Source organism: Phytoactinopolyspora endophytica, from assembly GCF_004138495.1.
Taxonomy (GTDB): Bacteria; Actinomycetota; Actinomycetes; order Jiangellales; family Jiangellaceae; genus Phytoactinopolyspora; species Phytoactinopolyspora endophytica.
The window spans coordinates 82,139-102,640 of record NZ_ML142849.1 but is presented as its reverse complement, the minus strand read 5'-3'; the positions used below and the strand labels follow the sequence as shown (position 1 = coordinate 102,640).

Below are 20,502 nucleotides of genomic sequence, written 5' to 3'. Positions count from 1 at the left end.
GGCGGGATGCCGGCCTCGTCGAACTCCACTAGCTCGTCCTGGATGTCCACCGGCATAGACAGCACCACGGTGGCCCGTTCCGACAGAGCGGTGTGGAAGGCATGGGCGGCGTCCGTCACTGCCGAGGCCGCCGAATGGATCCGCGCCGGCTTCGCCCCGACGGCGGCGACGGCCGCGTCCTGGTCGATGTAGAAGTTGTCCGTCACGTTCCCGGTGACGGTGTCACCGGTGAGGACGAGCACCGGGGTGTGGCACTTCGCGGCCTCGGCGATGCCCGTGAGCGCGTTCGTCAGACCGCACCCCTGGTGGACGCTGATGACCGACACCTCGCCGGTGGCCCGGCTGTAGGCATCAGCCATGCACGCCGCGCCCATCTCGTGGCGAGAAGCCGTGAACGGCACACCCGCATCGATCAACGCGTTCGTCACATGGAAGTTGCCACTGCCCACGACGCCGAAGATGTGCGACGCACCCAGCGCGGCGATCGTCCGGCCGACAGCCTCGGCGACCGTGATCCGTTCAGTCATTGTCCGCTCCTCACTCGTGGTCCACTCCTCTGTCGTGGTGGCCGGGGTGACCGCCGCCAGGATAATGCGGCGGGGTAGCGGGAGCCGGGACCCCGTTCAGCAGGTGAACGCACTGATTCCGGTCGCGGCACGCCCGACGATGAGACTGTTGATCTCTCGGGTTCCTTCGTAGGTGTAGACGGCTTCGGCGTCGGCGAAGTACCGCGCCACATCGTTCGCGATGCGGATGCCCTCACCGCCGCAGACATCCCGCGCGAGCGCGACGGTCTCACGGAGCCGATCACTCACCCACGCTTTCGTCAGCGCCGAGTGCTCGTCGCCTCCCTGGTGCCGGCTCCGCAGCTCGGTGAGCCGGGCGGCCATCGCCAGTGACGCGGTCGCGTTCCCGAGCATCCGGGCGAGCTTCTCCTGGATGAGCTGGTAGCCGGCGATAGGCCGGCCGAACTGGTGCCGTTCACGGGCATAGCTCAGGGCGGCCTCGTAGGCGCCGGCCTGCATGCCCGCCGCGTTCCAGGCCACGACGGGGCGCAGGCTGGCGAGGATCGCGGCGATATCGGCGAAGGAGTCGATCCCCTGCAGCCGCTGCGACTCGTCGATCTTCACGTCGCTGAGCCGGATGTCGGCGTTGCGCACCATCCGGAGACTGAGCTTGCTGCCCACGTCGCTGATGGTGACCCCGGGTGCCTCGCGCGGCACCAGAAAGGCCTTGGCCGTGCCGTCGGCGGTGTCCTTCGCGACGACGACGATCACGTCGGACAGGGCCGCGTTCCCGATCCAGCGTTTGTGGCCGGTGAGCCGCCACGTGTCCCCGCTGCGCGTCGCACTGGTCTCGAGTCCGCGAGCCACGTCGGAGCCGTGGTCCGGCTCGGTCAGCGCGAAGCATCCGGTCAGGTCGAAGGAGACGATGAGCGGGTCGAGCCTGGCCCGCTGCTCGGCGGAGCCGCCCTCACGCACCACCGTGCGGAACATGCCCACCTGGCCCCCGTAGAGGGTGGCGACCGACAGGTCGCACCTCGCCATCATGAAATGGCGGAAGCCCACGTAGTGCGGGTTGAGCATGCCGTCTTCACGGAGCAGGTCAGGATCGTCCTCGAGCCGCAAACGGGCGAGCTCAGCGCGCAGATGCACCGGACACTCGGCACGCTCCCACCAGTCGGCGAGATGGGGACGCACGCGCTCGTCGAGCAGAACTTCGAGCGCATGCAGCTTCGTGCGCTCGACCTCACTCAGCTCGGTGGCGAAACCGAACAGGTCGGTGGCAGTGAACGCGGTCATGTCCGCGCCTGCACGAGTTCCGCCGCCGCGTCCTGTTTGAGGCGGGTGAGGTCGACCTTGCCGTGCGGGCTGCGTTCGAGCGAGTCCCTCAGCAGGACGTGCCGGGGCTTCTTGTAGCCGGCGAGGCGCTGGTCGAGGTAATCCGCGAGGTCCTGCAGGTCGATGGACGCACCGGCCGCGGGAACGATGACGGCTGTGACGGCCTCACCGAACCTGGGGTCCGCAACGCCGAACACCACGACGTCGTCGACGTCCGCGTGCTCCAGCAGCGCTTGTTCGACCTCGGCCGGGTAGACCTTCTCCCCGCCGGTGTTCACCACCGCGCTGCCGCGCCCGAGGAGCTCGATGTGCCCGTCGGCGTCGAGGACGCGGGCCCAGTCGCCCGGCACCACATAGCGCCGCCCGCCGATCTCGGGGAAGGCGGCGCGGGTCTTCGCCTCGTCCCGGAAGTAGCCCTTCGGGAGCGCGCCCCGGTAGGCGAGACGCCCGAGCGCGCCGACGCGGTGCTGCACCTCGACGCCGTCGTCGTCGAGGACCGCTGCCTCGGGCATGAGCCGGAACCGGCTGGGCAGGTCGTCGATACCGCTGGTGATGGCAGTGGCGAACGGCCCGCCCTCGGTGGCGGCCAGCAGGTCGACGATGGTCAGGTCGGTGAGCGCATGTAACCGGCGCTTCGTCTCATCGCTGAGCCGCATGCCGGAGCTGAGCACCGACCGCACCTGTCCGAGTCCGGTGGCCGCCCGCTCGGCGGCCGTCACGAGCGGAAGCGCGACGGCCTCACCGGCCAGCACGAGGCGCGTGGCTCCTTCGTCGTGGATCAGCCGCAACACCTCTTCGGAGTCCAGGCGCGGCGAGGCGTGGATGATGACGGTGCCGCCGAGCACGAGCGCGTTGAGCGCGGTGAACAGCGCTGTGCCGTGCATGAAGGGGGCCAGCGGAAGGGCAGCCACGCGGGGAGTCGCCGGGTCGGCGGCGATCGTGACGGCCTCGGCAACCGACCGCGGGGCGTCGAGCCCGACCAGGGTGTAGGTCGAGAAGATCTTCCCGTCCAGAAGGTGGTCGGCGTCCCAGACGACGGCCTTCGGCAGCCCGGTGGTCCCACCGGTGTAGAGCCGCAGCTCACCGCCGGGCGGCGGGGTCGGCGGAAGCGTCCCCGGCTCAGCGACGACGTCACGGTACGCGACCGCTGCGGGCGCTGGTTCCGTGTGTGGGACGAGGTCCTCCCCGTCGTCGAGCCGCAGCAACGCCGGCGGTCGGTCGAGTCCCGCGGCGGCCTCGGCCGCGACGACCCTGAGCGAAGCCGGGTGGACGAGTACACGCGCCTCGGCGTCGAGGAGGAGGCCACGGAGCTCCCTCGCCCGGTACCGGAAGTTGACCGGAACCGGCGCCACACCCGTCGCCAGGCACGCGTGCAGCACGACCAGGAACTCCGGCCGGTTGTAGCAGTAGACGGCGACCGAGTCACCCGGGCGGACCCCGCAGCGCTCGAGATACCTGGCTACGGCGGCGGCCTCCTCGGTGAACTCGCGATAGGTCAGCCGTCGGTCCCGGCTGACGACCGCGAGCCGGTCCGGGCAAGCCTGGGCGATTCCCTGCCAGACGTCGGTATACCTTCCGAGTCTCATCGCGCGGTTTCCTTGTGCCCGTCGTCCTTGCGCGGCGGTCCGGACGGCTGAGCGTGCTCTCCGAGCGTCTCACGCCAGGCCTGGTCGATCTGATCCGCTGCCCAGCCGTCGTCGTGGTCGACGGTCCGCAGCACCTGCGGATGGCCGTACAGGGTGAGGCGGTCACCCCCGATGCCGAGAGCCTGCCCGGTGACGTCGGCGGAACGTTCGGAGGCGAGCCACACGATCAGGGGCGCGACGTCCTCCGGTGTCCCGAGGGCGTTCTCCTTGCGGTACTTCGGCGGGATCGGCGCTCCCGCGAGATAGTCCTCATAGAGCTGGGCGTACGCCGGGATGGTCGCCGTCATCGGGGACAGCGCCGTCGGCACGACCGCGTTCGCGGTGATGCCGAACCGCGCGAGCTCCAGCGACCACGTCCGTGCCATGGCGACCAGGCCGGCTTTGACCGCCGAGTAGTTCGTCTGCCCGAGGCTGCCGAACTGCCCTGCGGGGGAGCCGATGACGATGATGCGCCCGCCCTCTCCCTGCTCGCGCATGGCGACGGCGGCGGCACGCCCGCAGGTGAAGGTGCCCTTCAAGTGGGTGTCGACCACGAGGTCGAAGTCCTCGTCGGACATCTTCCACAGCACACGGTCACGGAGGACGCCCGCGTTCGCCACCAGGACATCGAGCCGGCCGAAGGTCGAGCGCGCGGCCTCCACCAGGGCGTCCGCGGTCGCGGCGGGACCGACAGGGGCGACGACGGCGGTGGCCCGGCCGCCTGCCGAGGTGATCTGAGCGACCACGTCCTGCGCGGCGTCGGCGTCGATGTCGTTGACGACGACGGCTGCCCCAGAGCCGGCGAGAACCTTCGCGTACGCCTTTCCGAGGCTCCGGCCGGCGCCGGTGACGATAGCGACCCGGCCCGCCAAGCTGATGTCGCCGCTCATGTTGTCTGGTCGCGCTCCGCTCCTCATACGTAGAACCTCAGGACGAACTCAGCCACGCACGCCGGCTTCTCGTTGCCCTCGACTTCGTACGTCACAGAGAGCACGGCCTGCCAGCCGCCGGAGACCTCGGTCACCTCGGTGACGTGGCCGTGGATGCGGACCCGCGCACCTGCCGGAACGGCAGCGGGGAAACGCACCCGGTTCAGGCCGTAGTTGAGGCCCATCGACACACCCGTCACCGAGAACACCTCGCGCAACATCGGCACGACCGCACTGAGCGTCAGCAGACCGTGGGCTATGCGCGTGCCGTACGGAGACTTCGCGGCGACGTCGGCATCGACGTGGATCGGGTTGTCGTCGCCGGTGAGGCGTGCGAAGACGTCGATGTCGTTCTGGCCGATCTCTCGCCAGGAGGACGGGCCGAAGGTGGCCCCTTCAAGGGTTCGGATCTGGTCCACGGGTGCGGACAGGACAGCGGAGTCAGACATGTGCTCCCGATCTGTTGGTGCGGCCGAAGGCAAGGGCCCGGGCGAGCTTCCACGCATCGCCAGCAACTGCACTCTGGCCAGAAAGCAACCCGCCAGCAAGGCACCTTCCCGATATGCGGAAGAGCCGATGGCAGAAACGGGTGTGCCGGGAAAACCTCAGAGCGGTGGCCCGCCGTCACTACGTTCCGACGTTGATCCAGACACCCTTCGTCTCGGTGTAGGCATCCAACGCGTCGGCCGCCATCTCGCGTCCCCAGCCGCTCGCCTTGAACCCGCCCCATGGCGCCGCGGGATCGAGCGCCGGCAGGGTGTTGACGAAGACCTCGCCGGCGCGGATGTCCGCGGCTAGCCGATGCCCCTGAGCGACGTCCGACGTCCACACGCAGGCGACCAAGCCGTATGGCGTGTCGTTGGCGCGGCTGACGAGGTCGGAGGGGTCGTCATAGGCGATGATCGGCAAGACCGGGCCGAAGATCTCCTCTCGGGCGATCTGCATCGAGTGGTCGACGCCACGGAACAGGGTCGGCTCGAAGAAGAACCCGGACGCGAGGTCGCCACCCGGCCGGCTACCTCCGACCACGATCTGCGCACCCTGCTCGATGCCCCGCTCGACATAGCTCTCGACCTTCTGAAGATGCTCGGACGACACCAGCGGACCGAGCTGCGTGTCCGGGGACATACCCGGGCCCACCGTCATCCCTGACATGGCGCCCGCCAGTTTCTCGGTGAACTCCTCGACCCGGCTGGAGTCCACATAGAACCGGCTGTATGCGGCACACGCCTGCCCGCTGTTGACGAGTCCGCCGAGTAGGTTGCCGGTGACAGCGGCATCGATGTCGGCGTCTTTCATGACGATGCTGGGCGCCTTGCCGCCGAGCTCGAGGCTGACGCGCTTGAGATTGCCGGCGGAGTCCCGCACGATCTCGCGTCCCACCTCGGTCGACCCCGTGAACGACACCTTGTCGACGCCCTCGTGCTGGACAAGCCGGCGACCGACGTCGGGACCACCGGTCAGCAGGTTGACCACGCCGTCGGGCACGCCGGCCTCGGCACAGAGCTCGACCAGCCGAGTCGTGGTCAGGGGTGTCTGCTCGGCCGGCTTGAGGATGACAGTGTTGCCGGTTGCCAGCGCAGGCGCCAGCTTCCATACGGCGATCGCCAAAGGAAAGTTCCAGGGGGTGATCAGGGCGCACACGCCCACGGGCTCGCGGCGCGTGTAGTGCAGCATCCCGGGCACCGACACGGGTGAGACGGTGCCGGTGATCTTGGTGCACCAGCCGGCGTAGTAGCGCAGCATCTCAGCAGCGCCGGACATGCTGCCCTGGGCGAACCCGAACGCCTGTCCCTGGTCCTTGCTCTCAAGTTCGCCCAGCTCCGCGGCGTGTTCCTCGACCAGGTCGGCGATGCGCCACAGGAGCCGCCCGCGCGCCGCGGGAGTCATCCCGCGCCACGTGGGGTCGGAGAACGCGCGGTCAGCCGCCTCAACGGCCGCATCGACATCGGCTTCGGTGGCCTCTACCGCGGTGCCGAGGATCTCGCCGGTAGCGGGATCGACCGTGTCGAACGTGGTTCCTTCAGCTCCAGCGGTCCATGTGCCGCCGATGAAGAGCTGACCATTGGTTGCCATGAGGATCTCCCGGAGAGTGTGCAGCCCGCGTTTTCACATGCGTCTGCTCTTCATCGAGCAGACGCATGTTCTACGCAGCGTAAGCATGCGTGCTGCACGTATCGCGGGCTGTTTCTGCCTCTCGGAAGACCGATGACCTCATGGGTGTGAGCGATATACGCGAACGTCCTACGAGGCGGGCAGGCTCGCGACGCCTCTGGGCAGGAAACGCCGGCCGGTGACCTTCTCGGCGATCCCCGTACGGTCCAGATACGGTGTGGCGCCACCCATATGGAACGGCCAGCCGGCGCCGAGGATCATGCACAGGTCGATGTCCTGTGGCTCCGCGACCACGCCCTCGTCGAGCATGAACCGGATCTCCTCGGCCGTAGCGGAGAGAACCGCCTCGACCACTTCATCCTCGCTCAGCTGGGTGTCACCCTGCTCGATCAGCGCGGCGGTGTCGTCATCGAGATAGGGCCTGCCCTGCTCGTCCCACGACCACAGGCCAGGCTTGCCGGCTTCGACGAGGCGGCGCAGATTCTGCGACACCGGGTAGCGGTCAGGGAACGCGGCATGCAGTGACTCCAGCACGTGTAGCGCGACGGCCGGACCCACCAGCTGCAGCAAGGCGAACGGCGACATCGGCAGACCCAGCTTCAGCAGCGCGTTGTCGACGAGTTGAAGGGGGGTTCCCCGGTCGGCCGCCCTGAAGACCTCGGCCGTGACGCGGAGCAGGATCCGGTTGACGACGAACGCGGGCGCGTCTTTGACCAGCACCGCGGACTTCTTCAGCTCTTTGGCGGTGGCGAACGCGGTGGCCAGCGTCGCGTCGTCGGTCTGCTCCGCGCGGACCACCTCGAGAAGCGGGAGTACGGCGACGGGGTTGAAGAAGTGGAATCCGACGACCCGCCCCGGAGCCTTCAGCGCCGAGGCCATCTCGGAGACCGAGAGCGATGACGTGTTGGTCGCCAGGACGCACTCCGCGGACACGACCGACTCCAGCTGGCCCAGGACCTGCTTCTTGACGTCCATCTCCTCGAAGACCGCCTCGATGACGAAGTCGGCGTCGGCGAAGACGGCTTGGTCAGTCGAACCGCTGACCAGCCCCTTGAGACGGTTGGCATGGTCAGCGGAGAGACGGCCCTTACCGAGCAGCTTGTCCACCTCGCCGTGCACGTAGCCGACGCCGCGGTTCACCCGTTCCTGGTCGAGGTCAGTCATGACCACCGGAACTTCGAGCCTGCGCAGGAAGAGCAACGCCAGCTGGCTGGCCATCAGCCCGGCGCCGACGACGCCGACCTTTGTGACCGGCCGGGCCAGCTCCCTGTCCGGTGCCCCGGCCGGGCGCTTGGCGCGGCGCTGTGTGAGGTCGAAGGCATAGAGGCCCGCCCGAAGCTCCTCGGACATCACCAGGTCCGCGAGCGCTTCGTCTTCGGCTGCGAAGCCCTCGGCCTTGCTGGAGGTCCGCGCGGCGGAGAGCAACTCGAGGGCACGGTACGGCGCCGGTGCGGCGCCGTGCACCTTGCCGTCGGCGATGGCCCGCCCGCGTGCGACAGCTGCCTCCCACGCCTCCTCGGTGCGGTCGATCGACGCGCGCTCGACGGTGACGTCGCCACGGATGAGCTTGGCCACCCAGGTCAACGACTGCTCGATGAAGTCCGCGGCGTCAAGCGTCGCGTCCGCGATGCCGAGGCTCTCCAGCTGAGGGCCGGAGAGCATCCGGTTCTGGTTCAGCGGGTTCTCGATGATGACCTTCACCGCGGTCTCGGGGCCGGCGGTGTTGGGCAGCAGCCAAGCGCCGCCCCAGCCGGGAATCAGGCCGAGGAAGACCTCAGGCAGCGCCAGTCCGGCGGCCGCTCTGCTCACCGTCCGGTAGGTGCAGTTCAACGCGACCTCTAGGCCGCCGCCCAGCGCCATGCCGTTGATCAGCCCGAACGTAGGAACCGGGCCGTCGCCCAGCTTCCCGAGCACTCGGTGGCCGAGCCTGGCCACGTCGATGGCCTGTTCGCGGTGGGTAAGCAGCGCCATGCCCTTGAGGTCGGCGCCCGCGGCGAGGATGAACGGCTTGCCGGTGACGGCGACAGCGACGACGCCTGGCTCCGCGTAGGCGGCGTCGATGGCCCGCTCGAGGCCCCGCAACGTCGTCGGGCCCAGGGTGTTCGGCTTCTTGTGGTCCAGCCCGTTGTCGAGCGTGATCAGCGCGGCCTTCCCGGCATTCAGGGGAAGTTCGACGAAGCGCAGGTGAGCGTGGCTGACGACCTCGTCCGGAAAGGCGAGCCCAGGCCCGGTCTCTGTGGTGGTCATCAGGCAGCGTCCTCCTCGTGCTGGTCTGCGATGTTCTGGTCACCGGTGCGAGTGGCGGTATGGTGCGGGTTCTCCCAGACGACGGTGCCGCCCATGCCGAGGCCGACGCAGAGCGTGCTGATCCCGTATCGGACGTCGGGACGCTCCTCGAACTGGCGGGCCAGCTGTGTCATCAGCCGGACACCGGACGACGCCAGGGGATGACCCACGGCAATGGCCCCGCCATAGGAGTTGACCCGCGGGTCGTCGTCGGGAAGGCCGAAGTGGTCGAGGAACGCGAGCACCTGGACCGCGAACGCCTCGTTGATCTCGATCAGGCCGATGTCGTCGATAGTGAGGCCCGCCTGCCGCAGCGCGCGCTCAGTAGCCGGGATGGGGCCGACGCCCATCACCTCGGGCTCCACGCCGGTGAAAGCGTAGGAGACGAGCAGCATCCTCGGCGCGAGGCCAAGCTCAGCGGCGGTGCCGGTGTCGGTCAACAGCGCTGCTGTCGCGCCGTCGTTGAGTCCGGCGGCGTTACCCGCCGTGACCCGTCCATGCGGACGGAAAGGCGTGCGTAGCCCGGCCAGCCCTTCGACCGTGGTGTCCGGGCGGGGCGGCTCGTCGACGGTGGCAAGTCCCCAGCCCTCTTCCTGGCTACGGGTGGCCACCGGCACCAGATCGGGCTGGACCTTGCCGTCGGCGTAGGCCTTGGCCAGCTTCGCCTGGCTGGCGGCGGCGAAGGCGTCGGCCCGTTCCTTGGTGAGGTGCGGGAACCGGTCATGCAGGTTCTCCGCCGTGTTCCCCATGACGAGTGCGGATGGATCGACCAGCTTCTCGGAGAGGAAGCGCGGGTTCGGGTCGATGCCCTCACCCATGGGGTGCCGGCCCATGTGCTCCACCCCGCCGGCGATCACGGCGTCGTAGGCGCCGAAGGCGATGCCGCTGGCGGCGGTGGTGACCGCGGTCATCGCGCCTGCGCACATGCGGTCGATCGCGTACCCCGGAACGGATCGGGGGAGACCCGCCAGCAGCGCCGCGGAACGCCCGATGGTGAGGCCCTGGTCGCCCATCTGGTTCGTGGCCGCGATGGCGACGTCGCCGATGCGTTCGGGCGGTAGTGACGGGTGGCGGCGCAGGAGTTCGCGGATGCAGTTGACGATGAGGTCATCGGCCCGGGTCTCGGCGTACATGCCGCCCGCTTTGCCGAACGGGGTGCGGACGCCGTCGATGAACGCGGCGTCACGAAGGTGTCTGGTGGACGGGGACACGGAACCTCCTGCGTGGGGCAGACGGCGGTGGTATTGGGGCCATGCTACTCGCGAGTAACAATACTCGCCATGGTGGGTTGGGGTCCCGCGGGGAGGAGGGATTTCTGCTCGCTCTCACGCGGCCGGCGGGCCGTTTGGTGTGGTGGTTGCGTTGGTCTGCCGCCGGGAAGAAGATCGGTCGCAGAAGATCCCTCGTCCCCGCTGGGTTGATCTGCTTCCGTGTCATGGCGAGTGTTCGTTCTCGCCGCTGGCATGAGCGGAGTCAGCTGGTGGTGATGGGGGTGTTGGCCAGGATGTTGCGCAGAGCCTCCCGGCGGGAGAGAGGGGAGAGCTGCTCGTAATGGATGGACACGAAGGTGCGGACCCACGCCGGGTCGTGCTTGGCGTACTGACGAAGCGCCCAGCCGATTCCCTTGCGCAGGAAGAAGTCCGGGTCGTAGATATTGGCGAGCACACATTCGCGGAGGAGCTCGACATCGGTCTCTTCTCCGGCCCCGACCTGGCAGATGACCGAGGTGCGCCGGCGCCACCGGTCCGGATCGCGCGACCAGGTCCGTACCAGTGGTGCCGCGGCTGCCGGGTCGGTCCGCAGCACACGGCCGACCAGCCGGATCGCGACGTCGTCGACGTGGTCCCACCACGCGCCCGTGACGATGAGGTGGTCGTACAGCGGAAGCGCCGCCGGGTCATGCGCCCACTCGGCATACGGACGTGCCTGAGCCACATCGGTGGCCGCGTAGCGCTCCTCGCGGAACGTCGCCTCGTCCCACAGAGCCCTGACCGTCGACTCCCACGCGTCTCGATCGGGCAGCGCACGAGTACGTAGAACCGCGCGCAGAACTCTAGCCCGGGCCGGCTTCTGGACGCCAAGGAACGGCATCTCGGACTTCATATACGCCCGCATGGGCTCAGCCTTAACCGGGTCCGCCGCAGCGTGCAGCGCGTCGCGGATCTCGATCACCAAACGTCCGTCCTCACGGCTCACGGCGACAACATTAGATCCTCCGCGACATTCCTCGCGCCCGGGTCAGCCTGATCAGCGCCATGATCGTGACAATTGGACGGTCGGGCGGCTACTACCTGCGATGTTGGAACCGTTCGCCCTGCGATGCTGGAACCGGATATTGGAGCCGTTCGCCGCGTACGGTTCTTCACGTGCCGCAAGAGGACCGCGTGTCCCTGCCGTGAAAGGGATATGGAGAGATAGGCTGGCGGTCCCCATGGGTACTTCTCACGACCTCATCGTCATCGGCGCCGGCCCGGCGGGCCTGGTCGCCGCGTGGCGCGCTGCGCAGCGTGGTTTCAAGGTCACCCTGCTCGAGCGTGCGGACCATGTCGGCGGTATGGCCGCCACGGTGGAGGTGGCGGGGATCCGGTGTGACCAGGGCTCGCACCGGCTCGACCGGTCGACTCCGCCGGCACTGCTCGGCGACCTGCAGTCGCTGTTGGGCGAAGATCTTCAGCTGCGAAGCCGGTCCAGCCGTATCCGGGTGGGTGACCAGTGGCTGTCGTTGCCGTTGCGCGCCGACGAGGTGACCCGGCGGCTACCGCCGTCGCTGCTGGCCCGCATCGCCAAAGACTCCGCCACGATGTCGTTCCGGCGCGGGAGCGAGGAGAGCTACGCCAGCGTGGTTCAGAGCCGTGTCGGCCCCGCACTCTATGAGACCGTCTATGGGCCGTTGGCGGAGAAGCAGTGGGGCATGCCGGGCGACGGCATCAGCGCCGAGCAGGCGTACCGGCAGTCGGCACGGCTGAGCGCGTGGAAGGTCGCCGGTCGTGCGGTGGGCAGGTTGCGGCGGAAGCAACAGCAGACGGCGAGCGGCTACTACTACCCCCGGAACGGGTTCGGCGAGCTGGTCGAAGCCCTGGCGAATGCTGCGGCCGACGCGGGCGTCGACATCAAGCTCGAGGCGGAGGTCGACCGGGTCCGCGTCTACGAGGACGAGGTCGAGGTCGGCACCCAGGATGGTGACGTGGTCACCGGCGGGCTGGTCTTCTCCACCCTGCCGCTGCCGGTTCTGGCCCGCATCTCGCGGCCGGCGCCATCGCTGACCTCCATCGAGTCGGCCGCGCGGCTGCGCTACCGTGCCATGTTGCTGGTCTACATCGTGCACGAGGGTGGCCAGTGGAGCCGGTACGACTCACACGACATTCCGGACCCGCGGACCCCGGTGCTGCGGATATCCGAGCCGACGAACTACCGCGACAACCCCGGCGACCCGGACGACCACTCGGTGCTCTGTGCCGAGATTCCGTGCTCTATGACCGATGAAGTGTGGGGCCTGGACGACGAGTCGCTGGCGGACCTGGTGGACGAGACATTGGGCCTGACCGGTCTGCCCAGCGTGAACCGTGTCCACGTGGAGACCCGCCGGCTCGGACAGGTGTACCCCATCTACCGGCTCGGCTACGAGGAGGACCTGGCGGAGGTCGACGCGTGGGCGAGGATGATCCGACGGATCGTCACGCTGGGCCGGCAGGGCCTGTTCGTCTTCGACAACGTTCACCAGGCATTGTTGATGGCCTACGACGCCGTCGAGGCGATTCGCGACGACGGGCGCTTCGACCGGTACGCCTGGACGGTGGCACGGGAACGTTTCTCCCGGACCGACGGCGGGCATTGATCGCGCCACGCTGCTGGAGAACCGCGCTGCTGGAGATCAGGGTGCGGTCAGGGCTTCCGCGACAGCCCGGGCGGTCAGCCTGATCTGCCACTCGCGTGCTCCTCGCTCCCGGAAGGCCGCGGCGACGGTCTCCACTGTGGGCGGCTCCGGCGGGTTCCAGACCACCCGGCGGAGGGTATCGGGCGTGAGCAGGTTCTCGACGGGCAGACTGTGCTGTTCGGCGATCTCGCTCAGCGCGTTCCGAGCCGCGGCGAGGCGCGCGGCGGCCTCCGGTTCCCGTGAGGCCCAGCTGCGCGCGGGCGGCGGTCCGTCGTAGCGGGCTGTCTGGGGCGGCAGGTCCTCCTTCTCGAGCGCCCGCGCGGCAGCGATCGCGCCGAACCACCTGTTGAGCTCACGCCGCTGGGCACGCCCCTTGAAGACCGGCAGCTTGGCCAGGTCGGCCGCGGTGGCCGGCTGGGACAGCGCCGCATCGACGATGGCCGCGTCGGGAAGTATCCGGCCGGGGGAGATGTCTCGGATCCGGGCGAGGTCGTCCCGCTCGAGCCAGAGCTGGCGAACCACAGCGAGACCGCGGCGGTCCCGTACCCGGTGCACGCCCGACGTGCGACGCCACGGGTCGGCGCGGGGTTCGGGCGGCGGCGCGGCCACGATCGCGGCGAAATCCTCCTGAGCCCACTCCAGCTTGCCGCTGTCGCGCAGCTGCGCCTCGAGCGCGTCCCTCAGCTCGATCAGCAGCTCGACATCGAGTGCCGCGTATCGCAACCACGCCTCGGGTAACGGCCGGGTCGACCAGTCCGCCGCCGAGTGTCCCTTCTCCAGGTGGAACCCGAGGACACTCTCGACCAATGGTCCCAGCCCGACGCGCGGCAGGCCGAGCAGACGTCCAGCCAGCTCGGTGTCGAAGAGCGCCGCCGGCCACATACCGATGTCGCTGAGGCACGGGAGGTCCTGGCTGGCGGCGTGCAGCACCCATTCGGCATCGCCGATCGCCTCACCCAGGGCGGTGAGGTCCGGCACACCCAGTGGATCGATCAGGAACGTGCCCGCCCCGGCTCGTCGCAACTGCACCAGGTAAGCCCGGTGGCCGTAGCGGTAGCCCGAGGCTCGTTCCGCGTCGATCGCGACCGGGCCATGACCGGCGGCGACCGCCTCCAGCGCGGTCTGTAGCGCATCGTCGTCCTCGATGACGTCTGGCAGCCCGTCCCGTGGCTCAGTGAGAAGGACGGGGGTCTCTTCGGTCACCGGCGCCGTTGCTTCGGTCGTAGTGCCGGCATGGCCACAACACCCGCGGGCAGAGGCAGCAGACCGGCTGCCATAGTGAGGCCGTCTCCCCAGGCGAGGGCGTGCGGTTCGAGATCGGGCTCCTGGACGACGGCGCGCCCCGAGCTGGTCTCGGAGACCTGCGGAGTCCACGACGCACGGATCTCGACCTCGCAGGTCGGCGGCTCGTCGGCCATGCCGCCGAACCCCTCGGAGTTGACCCGGGTCACGGTTCCGCTGGCAGCGGTGTAGGGCGCGGAGCGAGCCTCGAGAGCATCGGTCAGCCACGTCCAGGCGACCGCGAGCAACAGGGGGTCCGCGCCCATCTCCGGTTCGAGACTGGCCCGGATGTAGGTCACCAGCCGGAAGTCTCCGTGCCATGCCTCGTGGCCATCGGGCTCGTGGAGGAGGACGAGCCGTCCTGTGGCTACTGGATCGGGGTCTGGGTCGTGCTCGTCGTCGACGATGACATCCGCGCTGAGCGCGAACGTGTACGTCGCCAGCCGTTTCGGCGCGGGGGGCTCTTCCAGCTGCACCTCGGCGCGGAACTGGGCAGAGCGCAACGTCTCGACCGCCCTGAGGAAGGCGGCCGGTGTCTCCGGTTGGAGCCGCTCACTGCTGCTCGCCACATATCGCAGGTTAGGCCCGAATGCGCCCGCTGTCAGCGAGGCGCGCCCGGCATGCCACGATTGAGATGTGAACGATAGCCTTCTGGTCCGCGCGTGCCGCGGGGAGCGAACTGAGCGTCCACCCGTGTGGTTCATGCGTCAAGCAGGCAGGTCGCTGCCCGAGTACCGGAAGGTCCGAGAAGGCGTGCCGATGCTCGAGTCGTGCCGCCGGCCGGACATGGTGGTAGAGATCACGATGCAACCGGTGCGCCGCTACGGCGTCGACGCGGCCATCTTCTTCTCCGACATCGTCGTCCCGCTGCGTGCCGCGGGCGTGGACGTCGAGATCAAGCCCGGGGTGGGACCTGTCGTCGCGGAGCCGGTGCGTGGCCGGTCCGACCTGGACCGGTTGCCTCCGCTCACACCGGACGACGTCGCCTTCGTGACCGAGTCGGTGCAGGGACTGGTCGGTGAACTCGGGGGCACGCCGCTGATCGGCTTCGCCGGAGCGCCGTTCACGCTCGCGTCCTACCTCGTGGAAGGCGGGCCTTCACGGCACTATGAGCGGACCAAGGCGCTGATGCACAGTGAGCCCGACACCTGGAACGAGCTGCTCGCCCGCGTCGCCCAGATCACCGCCACGTTCCTGCGGGTCCAGATCGACGCCGGGGCCGATGTGGTCCAGCTGTTCGACTCGTGGGCCGGAGCGCTGTCCAGGTCCGAGTATGAACGCTACGTCCTGCCGCACAGTGCTGCCGTGCTGGCCGAGGTCACCGATGTGCCACGGATCCACTTCGGGGTGGGGACATCGGAGTTCCTGCCTTTGATAGCCGAGGCCGGCGCAGAGGTCGTCGGGGTCGACTGGCGGCTCCCGCTCGACGAGGCGGCACGCCGGGTGCCGGGGGCGTCGCTGCAGGGCAACCTCGATCCGGCGCTGCTGCTTGCGGACTGGACCGTCATCGAGGCGGACGTGGACCGGATCGTGGGGGAAGGGCGCGCCGCCCCGGGGCACGTATTCAACCTCGGTCACGGCGTGCTGCCCTCCACCGATCCGGACGTCCTGGCCCGCGTCGTCGAGCGCGTTCAACGCGTCGCCTCCTGAACGCCGGGCGCGTCCTCCCAGCGCATCCAGAGCGCCCCAAGCTGAAAGGCCGGTGGGGAGGGAGAATTTCTGCTCACTCTCACGCGGCCGGCGGGGGGCTTGAGCCAGCTGGTTGCGTTGATCTGCCGCCGTCCGAAGATCGATCGCAGAATTTCTCCATCCCCGCCTCCTTCTGTGCAGGGCGGGCCTGCGATCGACTCCATGCGCGCGAATTATGCCGACGGGGGGACGTCGGGCGTACCCGTGGGCGTAGCCGTGCGAGCGGCCGGCGATTGCGGGCGACGGCGCCGGAACCAGATCCACGTGGGCACTGCGATGAGGGCGAGCAGAACGAGGAAGGGCAGCGTCGCGGCTATCACGCCTGCGCCTACCGACAGCGTGGTGGTGAATGCATCCCAGCCCCCACTTAAGCCGCGAATGAAGCCGAACGCTTCTTCGTCCTCCTCTTCCTCTTCGTCGTCATTCTCGGAGAACGTGACGTTGACCGTCGCCAGCGACGTCAGATCCGACAGCCGTTCCTGGCGGCTCAGCAGCGCGTCCAGGTCCGCCTCCCGGCGGGCCAGCTCGGATTCGATGTCGATGACATCGCTGAGGTCAGTCGCTTCGCCGAGCAGTTCCCGGATGCGTGCGATGCTCTGCCGCTGCGAGCTGATCCGTGACTCGGTGTCGACGACGTCCTGGGTGACATCCTCCGTCTCGGTGTCACGGTGGACGACCTCGCCGAGCTCCTGCAGGTCCTCGACCGCGTCGGCGTACTCGTCGGTGGGGATACGCAAGGTGAGCGTGGACGTGCGCTCGGTGGTGTTCTCCCGCGCGACGAAGCCGCCGGCGGTGCGGGCGAGAGACGCGGCCTCACCGGATGCCTGCGCGGCGTCGGCGACGCCGATCTGTAAGTCGATGGTGTAGATGATGTTCCGGTTCAGCGCCTCGTCCTGGATCTGGGTGATCACGCCCCCCGAGGAGTCCGCCGACTCGTCTGAGTCACCGGCTTCGCCGGACGCCTCGTCGCGGGACTCTTCGCCGCCGGAGTCCTCCTCGGCACGGTTCTGTGCGGGGGCGTCTGCGGCTGCGCTTTCGCCGCTGTCGTTGTCCGAACCTCCGCAAGCCGTGAGCGTGAGGAGCGTTGCCACGGCCGCGTAAGCTACTACAGTCCGTCGTTTCATGGCTGTCCTTCCATGGTCGGCACGGTGGTGACGTTGTCGCCGTGCGCGTGCTGTCCTGCGAACCGGGCCCGATCCGTTCGATGATCGGACGCGGGCCCGGACAGGAACGGTTGCGCTCCGGCGGTCACACTTAAGCCACAAGACAGTGGAAAGCTGGTGACGATCGTGGTTTCGGAGGAACCGATGGCGGCCGAGTCCGTCTGGTCGGGCCGTACGGCGGGGCCGGGCCGCCCGCACATCGCGGTGGTCGGTGGAGGTATCAGCGGCCTGGCCGCGGCCTGGTTCCTGCGGGACGCGCTGGGCGACGACGCCGAGATCACGGTGTTCGAACAACGGGACGAGGTCGGCGGGCACCTTCGCGTGTCCGAAGTCGCCGGCCTGCCGGTCGATGAAGGGGCCGAGTCCTTGCTGGCGAGGCGTCCGGAGGCGGTGGAGCTGGCCCGCGCCGTCGGGCTCGGCGAAGACATCGTGCATCCGGCGCCGGTCAGCGCGGGAGTGTGGAGCAGGGACGCCATCCATCCGATGCCTACGGGGACGGTCATGGGGGTGCCCTCCGACCCGTCGTCGCTGGCGGGTCTACTCGCCGAGGACGAGGTGCGCGCGGCCGCTGATCGCGATCGGAGCGGTGCGGACGGCTCGACGCCGATGCCGCTGCACGACGATGTCTCGATCGGCCACCTGGTGGCCGGCCGGCTCGGACGCGCCGTCGTGGACCGGCTGGTGGAGCCGCTGCTGGGCGGCGTGTACGCCGGTCACGCCGACGAGTTGTCCCTGGACGCGACCGTGCCCGCGCTGGGTTCCGCGGCGCGTGAGCACCCGACGTTGACGGCCGCTGTGCGCTCGCTTCAGCAAGCGCCGACCGGACCGTCCGCTCCGGCGTTCGCCGGTCTCGCCGGGGGCATCGGGCGGCTACCGGCCGCGGTGGCACAGGCCTCAGGCGCCAAGATCCGGACCGGCGTCGTCGTGCGCGAGCTGGAGCGTTCCGGGGGAATCTGGCGGCTGGTCACCGGTCCCGTTCCGGCGCCCGAGGTCATCGAGGCGGATGCGGTGATCCTGGCGGTACCGTCGTCGTCGGCGGCACGGCTGCTGGGTGACGTCTGTGATGCGGCGGCGATGGAGCTCGCTGCGATCGAGACAGCGAGCATGGCCGTCGTGACGCTTGCCATGCCCGCGGAGTCTTTCCCGGAGCCGGCGTCGTCGTCGGGTTTCCTCGTGCCGCCGATTGACGGCCGGACGATCAAGGCCGTGACGTACTCGTCGGTGAAATGGCCGTGGCTGGGAGAAAGCGCCGGTGATCTTGTGCTGCTGAGAGCCTCCATCGGCAGGCACCGGGACGCCGAGCAGCTGCAACGGTCCGACGACGAGCTCGTAGACGCTGTCCTGGGCGACCTGGGCACGGCGGTCGGCATGACGGGCCGGCCGATCGACGCGAGGGTCACCCGATGGGGCGGAGGTCTGCCGCAGTTCGCAGTCGGGCACCTCGGCCGCATGGCACGCGTCCGGGACGCCGTCTCGCGGCTACCCGGTCTGGCAGTGTGCGGGGCGATCTACGACGGCGTCGGCATCGCTGCATGCGTCGCGGCAGCCCGGCAGGCCGCAGTCCGGATCACCACGGCACAGGCGCCTGCGGACCCGGCCGGTGGGCATGCCAGGATCGAGCCATGAGCGAGCAGTCTTCCCGTCCCAAGGCCCGTGATCTGAACAATGTCATCCGATACACCATGTGGTCGGTGTTCCGGATGCGGGGGCCGCTGGGTGACGCCGACCGCGCCCCGATGACGGCCGGAGTCACCAGTCTCTTCGACGAGCTGGCCGGCAAGGATGTCGTGGTCAGGGGCATGTATGACGTCGGCGGGCTGCGCGCCGACGCGGACTTCATGATCTGGTGGCACGGACCCTCGATGGACGAACTCCAGACGGCTTACCACCGCCTGCGGCGGACCGGTCTGGGCGCACAGCTGGAACCGGTCTGGTCGCAGGCCGCGCTGCACCGGCCGGCGGAGTTCAACAAGAGCCACGTGCCTGCGTTCCTGGCCGAGGAGGAGGCGAGGGCGTACGTGTGCGTTTATCCGTTCGTCCGCTCCTACGAGTGGTATCTGCTGCCCGACGAAGAGCGGCGTGCGATGCTGGCCGAACACGGCCAGATGGCCCGGGACTATCCGGACGTGCGAGCCAACACCGTCTCCTCGTTCGCGCTCGGTGACTACGAATGGATGCTGGCCTTCGAAGCTGACGAGCTGCATCGCATCGTCGACCTTATGCGGCACCTGCGCGGGTCGGCGACGCGGCGGCATGTGCGTGAAGAGGTGCCGTTCTACACCGGCCGCCGTGTGCCCGTCGAAGAGCTGGTCGCCGCGCTCCCGTGAGGCGGTTCACCGCATCAACACATAGGTGTGTGACATGCGAACCGCCCCACGAGAGGGACACGGCAGGCTGAGACGCCACGGCGTGCCTCGGCCCTCATTCCCCTTGGCGCGGCTCGGGGATCGAGCTGGTCACGAAGTTGCCTTTCGCCGGGACGGTGATCACGAGCCGGCGCTCGCGCAACTCCTTCGTGGCCCGGCGGGCGGTGCCGACCGAGACGCGATACTCATGGGCGAGCTCGCGCTCGGCAGGTAGCCGGGAGCCGGACTCGATCTGGCGAGCCCGCACACGCGCCTCGATGTGGTCGGCGAGCCTCTGGTACACGTACTGGGATCCGCGGACGTCGGGATCGAAGTCTTGAATTGTCACGGTTTCAATTCCTTCTACGAGTTCCTTAGTGTTCAGTTTCGATTCCGGAGTTGGAAGATGGTGAATGTCCGTGCCGCGGCATAGCGCCGAGCATAGCCGAACGGGATTCGCTAAACAAGCAGGTCAAGTGTCTAGTGTGGGCTTAAGAACGAGTGTCTAGAGTGGGCTTGAGAATTCTCAGCGAATGGCTTACGTCGGCGTCGGTCACGGCTTTGGGTACGTAACGTCACAAACAGCGTCATAAATAGCGTAGTGGCATAGATAATACAGCGATCCTGCCGGGCGTCCAGAGCGAGGAAGCCACATGGTCCTAAGCTATTGTCCATGACGCCTTCGACCACCGCCGCTACGCACGCTCGACCCGATGCCGAGGTCGTCGATCTCTGCCGTGACCTGATCCGGATCGACACCAGCAACTTCGGCGACGGTAGCGGCCCGGGCGAACGGAGCGCCGCGGAATACGTGGCGGAGCAGCTGGACGAGATCGGGCTGGACACCACGGTCTTCGAGTCCGAGCCCGGTAGGACTTCGGTGGTGACACGGATCGACGGAGCGGATCCGTCCCGGACCGACGCGCTGCTGATCCACGGACACCTGGATGTGGTCCCGGCCAACGCCGCCGACTGGACGCATGATCCGTTCTCCGGCGAGATCGCCGATGGCTGTGTATGGGGCCGGGGCGCGGTCGATATGAAGGACATGGACGCGATGGTCCTGTCGGTGATCCGCGACCGGGTACGCGCGGGACGGCTCCCGGGCCGGCCCGTCGTACTCGCGTTCCTGGCCGACGAGGAGGCCGGCGGCAAGCTCGGTGCGCACTGGGCCGTGGACCACCACGCGGAGCTGTTCGACGGCGTGACAGAGGCAATCGGCGAAGTCGGCGGGTTCAGCCTCACCGTCCGGGACGACCTGCGGCTCTACTTGATCGAGACGGCGCAGAAGGGGATCGCCTGGATGCGGCTGACCGTGGACGGCACAGCGGGCCACGGATCGATGCTTTCGCAT

At 68.6% G+C, this 20,502-nt stretch carries 18 protein-coding genes; 5 read left to right on the top strand and 13 right to left on the bottom strand.

The window, feature by feature from the left end; genetic code table 11:
- From ELR45_RS36310 to ELR45_RS00455, 9 genes are all read right to left on the bottom strand, one after another.
- The coding region (locus ELR45_RS36310) for a thiamine pyrophosphate-binding protein (protein WP_205855617.1) at positions 1 to 527 on the bottom strand (527 nt) is incomplete at its 3' end.
- A gap of 96 nt (positions 528 to 623) precedes the next feature.
- A complete protein-coding gene (locus ELR45_RS00490; RefSeq protein ID WP_129662580.1) occupies positions 624 to 1,802 on the bottom strand; it encodes an acyl-CoA dehydrogenase family protein in 1,179 nt (392 codons plus the stop codon).
- Entirely contained in the window at positions 1,799 to 3,427 is a 1,629-nt protein-coding gene (locus tag ELR45_RS00485; RefSeq protein WP_129662578.1) for an AMP-binding protein, read from the bottom strand. The genes ELR45_RS00490 and ELR45_RS00485 overlap by 4 nt, the downstream gene beginning before the upstream one ends.
- Entirely contained in the window at positions 3,424 to 4,356 is a 933-nt protein-coding gene (locus tag ELR45_RS00480; RefSeq protein ID WP_205855616.1) for an SDR family NAD(P)-dependent oxidoreductase, read from the bottom strand. Before ELR45_RS00480 ends, ELR45_RS00485 begins: the two co-directional genes overlap by 4 nt.
- A 23-nt stretch (positions 4,357 to 4,379) precedes the next feature.
- Positions 4,380 to 4,844, bottom strand: coding sequence for a MaoC family dehydratase (locus ELR45_RS00475; RefSeq protein ID WP_129662577.1), 465 nt, complete (start codon positions 4,842 to 4,844; stop codon positions 4,380 to 4,382).
- Between the two features lie 178 nt (positions 4,845 to 5,022).
- Positions 5,023 to 6,471: an aldehyde dehydrogenase family protein gene (locus ELR45_RS00470; protein WP_129662575.1), complete on the bottom strand. Its 1,449-nt coding sequence runs from the start codon at positions 6,469 to 6,471 to the stop codon at positions 5,023 to 5,025.
- Between the two features lie 168 nt (positions 6,472 to 6,639).
- Positions 6,640 to 8,760 (bottom strand): 3-hydroxyacyl-CoA dehydrogenase NAD-binding domain-containing protein, encoded by a 2,121-nt coding sequence (locus ELR45_RS00465; protein ID WP_420813786.1) that lies wholly within the window; start codon positions 8,758 to 8,760, stop codon positions 6,640 to 6,642.
- Positions 8,757 to 10,007, bottom strand: a complete 1,251-nt coding sequence (locus ELR45_RS00460) for a thiolase family protein (RefSeq protein WP_129662571.1) — start codon at positions 10,005 to 10,007, stop codon at positions 8,757 to 8,759. Before ELR45_RS00460 ends, ELR45_RS00465 begins: the two co-directional genes overlap by 4 nt.
- Before the next feature lie 262 nt (positions 10,008 to 10,269).
- The gene (locus ELR45_RS00455; protein WP_129662569.1) at positions 10,270 to 10,992 is read right to left on the bottom strand and encodes a DNA alkylation repair protein; all 723 of its coding nucleotides are present in this window, start codon (positions 10,990 to 10,992) and stop codon (positions 10,270 to 10,272) included.
- A 235-nt stretch (positions 10,993 to 11,227) separates the two neighbouring features.
- Between ELR45_RS00455 and ELR45_RS00450 the strand changes: the two genes are divergently transcribed.
- The gene (locus ELR45_RS00450; protein WP_129662567.1) at positions 11,228 to 12,631 is read left to right on the top strand and encodes a protoporphyrinogen/coproporphyrinogen oxidase; all 1,404 of its coding nucleotides are present in this window, start codon (positions 11,228 to 11,230) and stop codon (positions 12,629 to 12,631) included.
- Positions 12,632 to 12,667: 36 nt separating this feature from the next.
- Here the strand turns inward: ELR45_RS00450 and ELR45_RS00445 are convergent, their stop codons facing one another.
- Together ELR45_RS00445 and ELR45_RS00440 are read right to left on the bottom strand one after the other, a co-directional pair.
- The gene (locus ELR45_RS00445; RefSeq protein WP_129662565.1) at positions 12,668 to 13,873 is read right to left on the bottom strand and encodes a ribonuclease D; all 1,206 of its coding nucleotides are present in this window, start codon (positions 13,871 to 13,873) and stop codon (positions 12,668 to 12,670) included.
- Complete coding sequence (locus ELR45_RS00440) at positions 13,870 to 14,520, bottom strand: DUF3000 domain-containing protein (protein ID WP_205855615.1); 651 nt, start codon at positions 14,518 to 14,520, stop codon at positions 13,870 to 13,872. The genes ELR45_RS00445 and ELR45_RS00440 overlap by 4 nt, the downstream gene beginning before the upstream one ends.
- A gap of 67 nt (positions 14,521 to 14,587) precedes the next feature.
- On the opposite strand from ELR45_RS00440, the gene hemE reads away from it, so the two are divergent.
- Positions 14,588 to 15,601, top strand: coding sequence for a uroporphyrinogen decarboxylase (gene hemE, locus ELR45_RS00435; RefSeq protein ID WP_129662561.1), 1,014 nt, complete (start codon positions 14,588 to 14,590; stop codon positions 15,599 to 15,601).
- Positions 15,602 to 15,813: 212 nt separating this feature from the next.
- On the opposite strand, the gene ELR45_RS00430 is transcribed toward hemE, so the two are convergent.
- Complete coding sequence (locus ELR45_RS00430; RefSeq protein WP_165367329.1) at positions 15,814 to 16,731, bottom strand: DUF4349 domain-containing protein; 918 nt, start codon at positions 16,729 to 16,731, stop codon at positions 15,814 to 15,816.
- Between the two features lie 216 nt (positions 16,732 to 16,947).
- Here ELR45_RS00430 and hemG point away from each other — a divergent pair, with 216 nt between their 5' ends.
- Both hemG and hemQ read left to right on the top strand, forming a co-directional pair.
- Positions 16,948 to 18,429, top strand: coding sequence for a protoporphyrinogen oxidase (gene hemG, locus ELR45_RS00425; RefSeq protein ID WP_129663374.1), 1,482 nt, complete (start codon positions 16,948 to 16,950; stop codon positions 18,427 to 18,429).
- Entirely contained in the window at positions 18,426 to 19,130 is a 705-nt protein-coding gene (hemQ, locus tag ELR45_RS00420) for a hydrogen peroxide-dependent heme synthase (protein WP_129662557.1), read from the top strand. Before hemG ends, hemQ begins: the two co-directional genes overlap by 4 nt.
- Positions 19,131 to 19,224: 94 nt before the next feature.
- On the opposite strand, the gene ELR45_RS00415 is transcribed toward hemQ, so the two are convergent.
- Positions 19,225 to 19,497, bottom strand: coding sequence for a GntR family transcriptional regulator (locus ELR45_RS00415; protein WP_129662555.1), 273 nt, complete (start codon positions 19,495 to 19,497; stop codon positions 19,225 to 19,227).
- A 324-nt stretch (positions 19,498 to 19,821) separates the two neighbouring features.
- On the opposite strand from ELR45_RS00415, the gene ELR45_RS40195 reads away from it, so the two are divergent.
- A partial coding sequence (locus tag ELR45_RS40195) for a M20/M25/M40 family metallo-hydrolase (protein WP_240759030.1) occupies positions 19,822 to 20,502 on the top strand: 681 nt, incomplete at its 3' end.

What these genes read in the sequence shown, in the direction of transcription:
- ELR45_RS00480 (WP_205855616.1), bottom strand. Translation starts at nt 4,356, where the DNA reads ATGAGCGGCGACATCAGCTTGGCGGGCCGGGTCGCTATCGTCACCGGC.
- ELR45_RS00475 (WP_129662577.1), bottom strand. Translation starts at nt 4,844, where the DNA reads ATGTCTGACTCCGCTGTCCTGTCCGCACCCGTGGACCAGATCCGAACC.
- ELR45_RS00490 (WP_129662580.1), bottom strand. Translation starts at nt 1,802, where the DNA reads ATGACCGCGTTCACTGCCACCGACCTGTTCGGTTTCGCCACCGAGCTG.
- hemG (WP_129663374.1), top strand. Translation starts at nt 16,948, where the DNA reads ATGGCGGCCGAGTCCGTCTGGTCGGGCCGTACGGCGGGGCCGGGCCGC.
- ELR45_RS00485 (WP_129662578.1), bottom strand. Translation starts at nt 3,427, where the DNA reads ATGAGACTCGGAAGGTATACCGACGTCTGGCAGGGAATCGCCCAGGCT.
- ELR45_RS00450 (WP_129662567.1), top strand. Translation starts at nt 11,228, where the DNA reads ATGGGTACTTCTCACGACCTCATCGTCATCGGCGCCGGCCCGGCGGGC.
- ELR45_RS00470 (WP_129662575.1), bottom strand. Translation starts at nt 6,471, where the DNA reads ATGGCAACCAATGGTCAGCTCTTCATCGGCGGCACATGGACCGCTGGA.
- hemQ (WP_129662557.1), top strand. Translation starts at nt 18,426, where the DNA reads ATGAGCGAGCAGTCTTCCCGTCCCAAGGCCCGTGATCTGAACAATGTC.